Source organism: Mediterraneibacter agrestimuris, from assembly GCF_943193195.1.
Taxonomy (GTDB): Bacteria; Bacillota; Clostridia; order Lachnospirales; family Lachnospiraceae; genus Schaedlerella; species Schaedlerella agrestimuris.
The window spans coordinates 1-9,964 of the sequence record NZ_CALPDG010000075.1; the positions used below are offsets into that span (position 1 = coordinate 1).

Consider the following 9,964-nt stretch of genomic DNA (forward strand, 5'->3'; position numbering starts at 1 on the left):
AAGACGTAACAAACGCATGGGATAATAAAGGCGATATTGTCATAGGAAATGACGTTTGGATTGGTTATGAAGCTGTTATCTTAGCTGGTGTTACGATTGGAGACGGAGCGATCATTGGAACTCGTGCAGTTGTCACAAAAGATGTTCCTCCATATACGATTGTTGGCGGTGTTCAGGCGAAACCAATAAAGAAGCGATTTTCAGAAGAAACCATTTCTGCACTATTGGAGATTCAATGGTGGAACTGGTCTGAGGAAAGAATCGCAAGAAATATTGGTGCTATACAAAGTGGGAACATTGAACAGTTAAAACAAGTGATATAAATGTAATTAGGATGGTGATACGATGTGTATAAATAAAAAAAGAAAGAACGATGTTTCACTCCATGCAAAGTCAGTAAATGCTAACGCCATTTGCATGGAGTAATAGGGCGTAATATGCTGGCTTTGTTATTTGACGATGAAAAGTTAAAGGAGTGAGCCTGCATGCAATATATCAAAGCAGATTCGGTGCTCCCCATTGCTTTAGTTGAAGAATTGCAAAGTTATATACAAGGTGGATATATTTATGTTCCCTCAAGAAAAAACAGCAAAAAGAAATGGGGCGAATTAAGCGGTTGTAGATATGAGATTGAACAGAGAAACAGAAAAATAAGAAAAGATTATCAGCAAGGAAAAAGTGTTGATGAATTAGCTGATATTTATTATCTTTCTGTTCATTCAATCAGAAAAATCATATATAAGAAATAATTTCCGAGAGGTCGTAGTTTTGCGACCTCTCTTTTAGGTAAAAAACACTTCTGTAAGTGACAGTATATTGAGAATGCTATCCTCTGGTGATACGATGTAATCGGTGATGAAAGATGAAAACAATAAAATTTTATATCGGAAAGATTCTGGTCATTATCTGGGGAGCAAAATCTGACAAAGCATATATTTATATTCACGGAAAAATGTCCGATAAGGAGTCTGCTGAAACGTTTGCCCGGATAGCAGAAAATAAAGGCTATCAGACAATCAGTTTTGACTTGCCGGAACATGGAGAAAGAAAAAGCGAAAATTACAGGTGTGATATTTGGAATGGCATTTCTGACCTTCATAGGATAAGTTCCTATACGTTTGCTAATTGGAAATCGGTATCTTTGTTTGCTTGTAGTTTGGGCGCATATTTCAGTTTGCAGGCATATAAAGATATTACTTTTGAAAAGTGCTTTTTCCTGTCTCCAATCGTAAATATGGAATATCTCATCAAAAATATGTTCCAGTGGTTTCATATCACGGAAGAAATGCTTTATACCAAAAGAGAAATTCCAACATCGATTGATACTTTGTCTTGGGATTACTTCCAGTATGTAAAGAAAAATCCCGTAACAAGATGGAATAGTCCAACCTATATACTTTATGGAGGTAAGGACAATTTGCAATCTTTACATGTCATAGAAAATTTTGCAAAGTCCAATTCTGTATCATTGACTATATCAGAACAGAGTGAACATTCTTTTATGGGAAATGGAGATGACAAGATTATAAAAAGTTGGATATGTGATAATCTGTAAAACCAATAAGCTCAACTCTATTGCTGTTGGCAATAAACAAAAAAACGTTGCCGACAGTATCTTTTTTGAATACGATAAATTTGGACGACGGTTGAAAGGCTGTCGTTTTTCTTTTCCTAATTCTATGAATAATACAGGTTTTATTTTGGCGGCTCTTGGAGGTAGTCGCTTTGATAAAGCATTGTAAAACACGATTCTTAATAAATCTGTTATTGTTAAAAAATATATATCTATTCAATAACATTTTGCATCCTTGAATGTGGTTTTTTACATTACATAGCAGGAACTGTCGAAAAAGCACAGGATCAGCATTTATCAGTTGCTCCTGTGCTTTTTTGCTGTTTCAAAATATCTTTAAACAATTTTACAAACAGGGTAACAAATCTCATCTCTGTGGTGAGTGTTAGAGCGAAAAGAGGTAAGAATCTTCACGCTTTAACAAATTTCACAGGAAGGAGGTGAGATTATGTCCCCTTCTTCATTTGAAAAAGCAATCAGATTATAGTTTGATTGTCTTATCCGTAAAGTCATAGATAGGACGGTTAAGAACTATTACCGAGAACTCGGAAGACGTGCAAAGCATGAAGTTCCGTTTTGTGATGTGACAGAAGTAGATTTAAACCATGTAGCTACTATAGATGAATATTCCATGGGATTTACAGTGTTTCCTGTATACGGAACGGAAGTCCGTGTTTTTGATGAGCATTTGTGTGAAGCAATCAAGGCGTTGAGCGAAAGGCAGAGAAATATTGTTCTAATGTCCTATTTCCTTGAAATGTCAGATATAGAAATCGGCGAGATTATTGGCATTTCAAGATGTTCTGTTTATCGGAGCAGAATGAGAACTTTAAATGTTATCAGAGAAAAATATATGGAGGATTAGCAAAATGGAACGCATACAAAAATGTCCACGATTTTCAACTATCTGTTCAGCGGTAGACGGTGATGAGATAGCGATGGAAAAGATTTTAAATCATTATAATGCGTACATATCAAAAGCATGTTTACGTCCTCGTTACGATGAATATGGAAATATGCGGATTGTGGTTGATATGGATTTAAAAGGCAGGGTGCGAACTGCCATAATGAAAGCCATTTTAAATTTTGAGTTAGAAGTAAAGTGAAGATTTATGAGTGCAATTCTATCTCTTTTCTAAAAATCAAAGAAGGGGGAGGTGGTGCTCTACATATGAAAAATGTGGATATTCCTGTATGGGAAAAATACACATTGACGATTGAAGAAGCGTTAGTATATTTTCGTATCTGAGAAAAGAAACTCCGTAGACTGGTTGATGAATATAAAAACGCCAGTTGGTTGATTACAAACGAGAATCGGATTCAGATTAAGCGAAAGCAATTCGAGAAAATCATAGGCGAGTTCGAGGAAAGTTAGTGTATAATTATTATTGGCATAAATAGGAATTATTCCTAAAATAAAAGGAAGTAGAGAAATTCCCTACTTCCCAATCATACAGTTTTTCTTTATGATGTTAATTGACGAGATTAAATCAAAGGAGACTGTATGATGCAATCTATTGTAGAGGAAAAAAGGATATCTTTCAAGGAGTTGGAACAAAAAATCTTTCGGTATGTCTGTGAACTTGGGTGTGAAATTACCCGAACCATGCTGGAATCCTATGATACGGAACTTTCAGAGACACGGGATAAGAAAAAATATAGGAGTAAGGGAAAGAGAAAAACCAGTATCAAGACGGTGTATGGAACCGTGGAGTATCAGCGGAACGTATACCAAACAGTCCTTGAGGGAGGAGAAGAGGCTTATGTATATCTTCTGGATGAAGCAATGCAGATGAAAAAGATTGGTTTGATTTCTACGAACCTTGCAGAGAAGCTTGCAATGACAGTAACGGAATCACCATACAGGGTAACGGCAGATGTAATCAGCAGTACCTGCGGTCAGGATATCAGTGCCGGAGGTGTATGGAATGTTGTGCAGCGATTAGGCGAGCGAATCTGTGAAGAGGAAGAACATTCCGTAAAACAGATGAATGCAGATCAAACAGAAGGAGAAAGAAAAACCCCAGTGCTCTTTGAAGAGATGGATGGCGTCTGGTTAAACATGCAGGATAAACATCATAAAAAATGAAAAAGCAAGAAATGAAGGTGTTTACCATGTATGAGGGATGGGATGCAGAGAAGGAAAAGCAAAACAGGAGTACTCTCGTGGAGAAGAAGATGCTTGCAGGGATGGAGAAGAGTGCAGAATTTCACGAAAAGCGGGAAGCGTGTATCCGGAAGAAATATAATGCAGATGAGATAGGGCAGAGGGTTCTGAACGGAGACGGTGGAAGTTGGATCAAAGAGACCTATTACCCAGATACAATCTTTCAGTTAGATCGCTATCATATTTATCAGGAGATATTGAGAAAAATTGGGGATAAAGAAGCGCAGGGGGAAATCCGAAAACTTTTGGAAGAAGAAAAACCGGATGAAATGCTGGAGTATATAATGCAACAAGTGTGGAAAGTCTGGACGAAAAGGATAAACGAAGTAAAAAAGCCAGAGAATTATATCAATATCTTAGTAATAACCGTGAGGGACTCCTTCCGTATGACAAACGTGGGATCGCCATACCGGAACCAGAGGACGGGATTTTGTATAAAGGAATGGGGATACAAGAGAATCAGAACTGTACGACCATCACAATGCGAATGAAACACCGCCGGATGAGATGGTCGTTCCGTGGAGCGAATAATCTTGCAAAAGCATTGTACCACAAGGAAAACAAAGAGTTAATAGAGACAATAGACAGATATACAGATGGTTTAATATTTACGATACAGATGCAAGAGATTGTAGAAATTTTAAGTGCAGCAAAAGCACCAAAAAAAGATGGAAAAGGGAATGCATATGTTGATGTAATCAGGGCACATATGCCGCTGTTAGAAGCAATGCAGACAGCATCAAGAAAAGTTTTTAGGAAAGCATTCAGTATATAAAAGAGAACCCCCCCCCGTCAGGGTTTTATTATGATACAAAAAAAGGACAGCACATCATTTGAAAAACAAAAAGATAATTTGCCAATGATTACTTGACACAAACGAAGTTGATGGATTTCTGAAAGTGGAGAGCTGATGTGATAGAATGAGAGTCAGTAAATATGTTATTGTTATAATGCGGAAAGCAGAATAGAACAGAGCCCTGGGGAAGAAATTCTTCAGGGCTCTAGCTCTATGCACGGAGGTGTAACAGTGCCAAGCAAACCAAAGAAACCGTGTGCTTATCCGGGCTGTCCTGCATTAGTGACCGGAAGGTATTGTGAGGAGCATGCAAGAAAAGTAAACAGCGATTATGAGAAATACAGTAGAGATAAGAATACAAAACGCAGATATGGTCGTGCCTGGAAAAGGATCCGTGATAAGTATGCTGCGGAGCATCCGTTCTGTGAGTTATGTTTTGAACGTGGACTTGCAGTTCCAGTGGAGGAGATTCACCACAAACTTCCTTTGAGTGAAGGTGGCACACATGATCGGAGCAATCTGATCGCGTTGTGTAAGTCCTGTCATTCACAAATTCATGCGAAGCGTGGAGATCGATGGAAATAAGGGTTCCCGCGAAGCCTGCTTCGTGGGAAGAGGACGAGCAGCGGAATGAGCGAGCTTTTGCGCTTGCATGAAAGCGAGAGATATGGAGCTTGTGAGGACGAGGTAGGGGGTATCGAAATCTCTACAGACCTATCGCCTATAGAACGGCGGTGGGTGCTGCGTGTGCAGTCGCGAAATGGAAGATGGGGGCATAAAACATTACAATATGCATGAAATGTGTCGAAATGTTTTGCAATGTTCCCTAAAAATGTTATATGTATCTTTATAAAGAAAATCGCAATACTATCATTAAAAAGGATGTTTTTGCATAAGGTCGAAAAGTGTGTAGTGTTATAAGATAAAAAAGTTGCCAAAATGAGGACAAGATAAAGAGGAATAAAATAAGTTTGTTGAGAAAACGTTGACTTTCTGCGACGCTAAGAATATAATAAAAGCGTATAAGGGAGACTACTGCTTTGAATTATGCTGGAGGTAACGGTGATGGTAAAGGCAAGCGAGATTATTAGTAACAATATAATGAATATTATGAAACAGAATGGAAAAAAGCAGATTGACCTTGCAGAATATCTTGGTGTGTCTAAGCAGGTTATAAGCAAGATGCTTACCGGTGGCAGGATGATCAATGCGATTGAGCTACAGAAGATTTCAGAGTTTCTTGGCACTTCCATGGAGAATCTGGTTAAGCGTCCAGAGGTATTTCAAGAAACTAATGCCATAAAGGCATTTATGGGTAAGGTGGAAACCCAGGAAGCAAGAGATGGACTTGAAATTGCAGATGAGATTGCAAATCTTATTTGTTTTTATGCGCGCACCCATGAGAATGCAGAGGAAATGATGAAACCGTGGGAGGCTTAGAATTATGTGCCGAGTTTTGGATAATAGTCTTTTTGTTAAAGACAGAAAGAAATATATAAAAATAAGTGAATGTGCAACAAGTTTCAATTCACTCTATAATAAAAACAATATTATTCAGGATGATATCTTCAATGTGTTGGAGAATTATGTGGCACGCCATGATATGCCATTTGATATGCTAAGATATCCTATTGAGGATACGGATTTGTGTGCATGTACTTTTATTCGCAAGGGACGTATGTTTGTTATGATTAATTCTGCTTTGCCATTATCAAAGCAGATATTTGCTGCAGCACATGAACTGTATCATATTTATTGTTATTTTGAAGAACATGATTCTGAATTGTTACAATCTGGATCAATTTTGGCATCTAGTATTATAGATGAAGAAGCAAAAGAGATTGAGGATATGGAAGCAAATGCTTTTGCTGCTATTTTATTGGCTCCAAAGGAACGACTTGATGAACAAACAGATGTGTACAATTTATCATATAAAAATATTTCTGTGCAAACTATTCTTAAGGTAATGGACATTTTTGCAATTCCATATAAGGCGGCAGTAATTCGCCTTTTGGAGGAAGATAAGATTGAAGCAAAAGATGCAAAGAAACTTTTGCAGGTCCCTGAAGAAGAGATTAGCAAACATATGAAACTCACGGGGAAAGCTGCACGTTGGCAGGAAATACATAAGGATTTTGTTAGATTTGGAAGTTTATCAGAATTGATGTATGACGTTGAGCAGATGGATGCAGTTCGTGATGAGCGGTTGACAAGTGATAAGAGCAGATTAACTGAAATTATGGAAAACTTAAGAAAACAGTGAGGTAGTGCCTATTGGAATAGATAAAAAATATGCCTTGCTGGATACTGACTTTTTGTATAAATCACATTTGGCAAGAAACGCAAAAAATCATACACTGACAGACTTTGTCATTGAATTTACGGAGTATGAATTTTTCTGCCATGAAATGATAAAAAAAGAACTGAGCAGACATGAACTGAATCCAGATCCAAATCCTTGGCTTGAAGAGAAAGTTAAAACTGGAAAAGTGAAATTGTATACGGATCGAGAGATTGTAAGTGAATTAGGAAAGTTATATGGAGAAGAAGCAACAAGCATATATTTAGAATTACTAGAAACGAGTTGCGATACTTTTAATGCCAATTTCTATAAACAGTACTACGGTTCGTTGAATGAGATGGAGAACTTGAACGATGTTGAGGCATTTTTGGCGGCATTAAAGGAATGTGATGATAATATTCCACATAAAATGGGTTTGGGTGAGAAAAAGACCTATGTGTTAATTCAAATGATGGAGATTATGCATAGCAATCGGGTGTATGTATTTTGCTCAGATGATTTCAAAGCAAGACAGAGTATTGCAAGTTTAGAAACACCGGTTCATTGTATTAGTATATTAGGTGTTTTCTATAAGCTGATGAAGATTGGAAAGAAAAAATCTGAAATGCAGGAATATTACGATCATCTAGCTGCATTTTTGAAAAATCAGACGGAATATAAGGTTTGGTCTATATCTGGTCATCAACGAGATGGTGTGCCAATTCAGCAAGTATTTGATGAAATGTATGATGAAAAATTTCAGATGTTGCGGAATGGAGATTTGAAATACATAAAGTAAAGTGTCTGTTGACATGGGAGTAAGCCTTGAGGGAGTAATCTTTCAGGGCTTTTCTTATGCAGAAATTTATGGAAGGAGGGGATTCCAATGGCAGGTAGAAAGCCAAAGCCTACAGCGATTAAGGAACTGGAAGGTAATCCAGGAAAAAGAAAACTAAATACAAAAGAGCCGATTCCAGCAAAGGGAATGCATGCCTGTCCTGACTGGTTAATGCCGGAAGCCAAGAAAGAATGGGAACGCCTGGCTGAACTGATGAATCAGATGGGTGTTCTTACAGAAATAGATATGGCTGCCTTTGCTGCATACTGTCAGTCTTATGAAAGATGGAAGGAAGCGCAGGAGCATATTACCTCCGGTGGATCTACTTTTGAGACTGATAAAGGATATCAGCAGCAGACACCTTGGGTTGGAATTGCAAATACCAATCAGAAGCTGATGTTACAGGCTGCATCGGAGTTTGGACTGACTCCATCCTTACGAAGCAGAATCATAGCCGGCAACAGCAAGGCGAAGGAGCCGGAAGATGAAATGGAGGCATTGCTTGGAGGTGATGGTTAATGGCAAAGGAAACAAGACCTAAGGATTATCCGAAGCTTAAGAATTATCAGCCCACAAGATTTATGCTTCCCACATCTCATTATGATAAGGTGAAAGCTGACAGGGCGGTTACTTTCATTGAAAACCTGTGTCATACAAAAGATAAGTGGGCTGGCAAGAGATTCTGGTTATTGCCGTGGCAGGAACAATTGATTAGGGATATTTTTGGAATTGTAAAACCTGATGGGAATCGTCAGTTCCGTACCGCTTTCGTGGAAATATGCAAAAAAGTGGGAAAATCGGAACTTGCAGCAGCGATTGCTTTGTATTTGCTTTATGCCGACAATGAGCCAAGTGCTGAAGTTTATGGCGCTGCGGCTGACCGTCAGCAGGCATCCATTGTATTTGATGTGGCAAGGCAGATGGTTGAGATGTCACCTGCTCTCATGAAGAGAAGTAAGCTGATGTCCGCTACCAAGCGAATCGTCAATTATGGCAATGCTGGGTTTTATCAGGTGTTATCTGCAGAGGTTGGAAGTAAGCACGGTTTTTCGATTTTGGGACTTGTGTTCGATGAAATTCATACACAGCTGAATCGTCAGTTATACGATGTGCTGACCAAGTACAGTTCAGATGCCCGTCAGAATCCGCTTCACTTCATTATTACCACAGCCGGTAATGACAGAAATTCTATTGCTTTTGAATTGCATACCAAGGCGATTGATATTCTGGAGGGCAGACGTGTGGATCCGACATTTTATCCGGTGGTCTATGGACTGAAGGACGACGAGGATTGGGAAGATGAAGCAAACTGGTACAAGGTAAATCCTTCGCTTGGATATACGGTGGATATTGAAAGACTCCGTGACGTATACCGGGAGGCAAAGCAGAATCCGGCAGATGAGATTACATTCAAGTGGCTCAGGATGAACATGTGGGTATCCAGTACGACATCATGAATTCCGGATGCAATCTTCATGAAGGGCAATGAGCCAATTGATATGAGATTGTTGGAGGGAAGAGATTGTTATGCCGGACTGGATTTATCCAGTACTGGAGATATTACTGCTTTGGTTTTGATATTTCCACCGAGAAGTGCGGAGGAGAAATATATTCTGGTGCCGTACTTCTGGGTGCCGGAAGAAACGATTCCGCAGAGGGTGAAGGCGAATTCTGTTCCATATGAATGAGTTTTAATAGGAACACTGTAATATCAAGGCTTTTCGGAGCCTACACCCACAAAAAATTTAATCAGAGCTAAGTTCTCCCGTGTTATTTTCTAGGCTTCACGAGCTTTTTTGATTTCTAAGCCGATTGGGATGAAGTCAAAGCCGTATCTATTTTTCTTGTTTCTTTCGAGTTCCATGCGTTCACCACCTATGTATTTTTTTAGTTAAGTTCCATTTTACAGAGATAAAAGTTCTCATTAAACGAGATACAATATCTATAAATAAGAAGTACAAATGCTAAGTTGGAGAATGATTTTAACATGGATATAGAAATAGATTGTTTGATTATCGGGAAAATCTGAACAATAGTACAAGGTATTGCATAGTTGTAATATTCGTTTTAACGCATTATAATATTTTTTACAAAGGAGGTCTTATTTATGTTCGATTATATGAGTGTAAAAGAAGCGGCTGAAAAATGGGGGCTGTCTGAACGGAGAATACAAGTGTTATGTGCCACGAATCGTATTCCTAATGTAATGAGAATCAGCCATGTATGGCTGATTCAGACTGTAGACAAAGTCCCGGCAAATGCCGGGCTTTTCTATACTTCGAGCCGTTTCTTTGGTATAATAAAAATAT

At 38.5% G+C, this 9,964-nt stretch carries 15 protein-coding genes and 2 pseudogenes; all 17 read left to right on the forward strand.

Features of this window, described 5'->3' with window-relative positions; genetic code table 11:
- Window positions 1-323: CatB-related O-acetyltransferase (locus tag NFS18_RS18345; RefSeq protein ID WP_251392872.1), on the forward strand; the 323-nt coding region annotated here is incomplete at its 5' end.
- Window positions 324-485: 162 nt separating this feature from the next.
- On the forward strand, window positions 486-749 hold the full coding sequence (locus NFS18_RS18350; RefSeq protein WP_251392874.1) for a CD3324 family protein: 264 nt from the start codon (window positions 486-488) through the stop codon (window positions 747-749).
- Between the two features lie 113 nt (window positions 750-862).
- Window positions 863-1,555, forward strand: coding sequence for an alpha/beta hydrolase (locus tag NFS18_RS18355; RefSeq protein ID WP_251392876.1), 693 nt, complete (start codon window positions 863-865; stop codon window positions 1,553-1,555).
- Window positions 1,556-2,156: 601 nt separating this feature from the next.
- On the forward strand, window positions 2,157-2,438 hold the full coding sequence (locus tag NFS18_RS18360) for a sigma factor-like helix-turn-helix DNA-binding protein (protein WP_251392878.1): 282 nt from the start codon (window positions 2,157-2,159) through the stop codon (window positions 2,436-2,438).
- A 4-nt stretch (window positions 2,439-2,442) separates the two neighbouring features.
- On the forward strand, window positions 2,443-2,679 hold the full coding sequence (locus NFS18_RS18365) for a helix-turn-helix domain-containing protein (protein ID WP_251392880.1): 237 nt from the start codon (window positions 2,443-2,445) through the stop codon (window positions 2,677-2,679).
- 65 nt (window positions 2,680-2,744) lie between these two features.
- Window positions 2,745-2,948 (forward strand): annotated as a pseudogene (locus NFS18_RS18370) (excisionase).
- A gap of 129 nt (window positions 2,949-3,077) precedes the next feature.
- Entirely contained in the window at window positions 3,078-3,662 is a 585-nt protein-coding gene (locus NFS18_RS18375) for a UPF0236 family transposase-like protein (protein WP_251392882.1), read from the forward strand.
- The gene (locus NFS18_RS18380; RefSeq protein ID WP_251392884.1) at window positions 3,659-4,231 is read left to right on the forward strand and encodes a UPF0236 family transposase-like protein; all 573 of its coding nucleotides are present in this window, start codon (window positions 3,659-3,661) and stop codon (window positions 4,229-4,231) included. Before NFS18_RS18375 ends, NFS18_RS18380 begins: the two co-directional genes overlap by 4 nt.
- The gene (locus tag NFS18_RS18385; RefSeq protein ID WP_251392887.1) at window positions 4,171-4,515 is read left to right on the forward strand and encodes a hypothetical protein; all 345 of its coding nucleotides are present in this window, start codon (window positions 4,171-4,173) and stop codon (window positions 4,513-4,515) included. Before NFS18_RS18380 ends, NFS18_RS18385 begins: the two co-directional genes overlap by 61 nt.
- Before the next feature lie 252 nt (window positions 4,516-4,767).
- Window positions 4,768-5,121 (forward strand): HNH endonuclease, encoded by a 354-nt coding sequence (locus NFS18_RS18390; RefSeq protein ID WP_251392890.1) that lies wholly within the window; start codon window positions 4,768-4,770, stop codon window positions 5,119-5,121.
- Window positions 5,122-5,166: 45 nt separating this feature from the next.
- Window positions 5,167-5,334 (forward strand): hypothetical protein, encoded by a 168-nt coding sequence (locus NFS18_RS18395; RefSeq protein WP_251392897.1) that lies wholly within the window; start codon window positions 5,167-5,169, stop codon window positions 5,332-5,334.
- Window positions 5,335-5,601: 267 nt separating this feature from the next.
- Complete coding sequence (locus NFS18_RS18400) at window positions 5,602-5,976, forward strand: helix-turn-helix domain-containing protein (protein WP_251392898.1); 375 nt, start codon at window positions 5,602-5,604, stop codon at window positions 5,974-5,976.
- 148 nt (window positions 5,977-6,124) lie between these two features.
- Window positions 6,125-6,799: an ImmA/IrrE family metallo-endopeptidase gene (locus NFS18_RS18405; RefSeq protein WP_251392900.1), complete on the forward strand. Its 675-nt coding sequence runs from the start codon at window positions 6,125-6,127 to the stop codon at window positions 6,797-6,799.
- 52 nt (window positions 6,800-6,851) lie between these two features.
- A complete protein-coding gene (locus NFS18_RS18410; RefSeq protein ID WP_251392902.1) occupies window positions 6,852-7,616 on the forward strand; it encodes a hypothetical protein in 765 nt (254 codons plus the stop codon).
- 87 nt (window positions 7,617-7,703) lie between these two features.
- The gene (locus NFS18_RS18415; protein WP_251392904.1) at window positions 7,704-8,174 is read left to right on the forward strand and encodes a phage terminase small subunit P27 family; all 471 of its coding nucleotides are present in this window, start codon (window positions 7,704-7,706) and stop codon (window positions 8,172-8,174) included.
- 62 nt (window positions 8,175-8,236) lie between these two features.
- Window positions 8,237-9,343: pseudogene (locus NFS18_RS18420) on the forward strand (terminase large subunit domain-containing protein).
- A gap of 419 nt (window positions 9,344-9,762) precedes the next feature.
- Window positions 9,763-9,964 (forward strand): helix-turn-helix domain-containing protein (locus NFS18_RS18425; protein ID WP_251392907.1); only part of this gene is annotated, 202 nt, incomplete at its 3' end.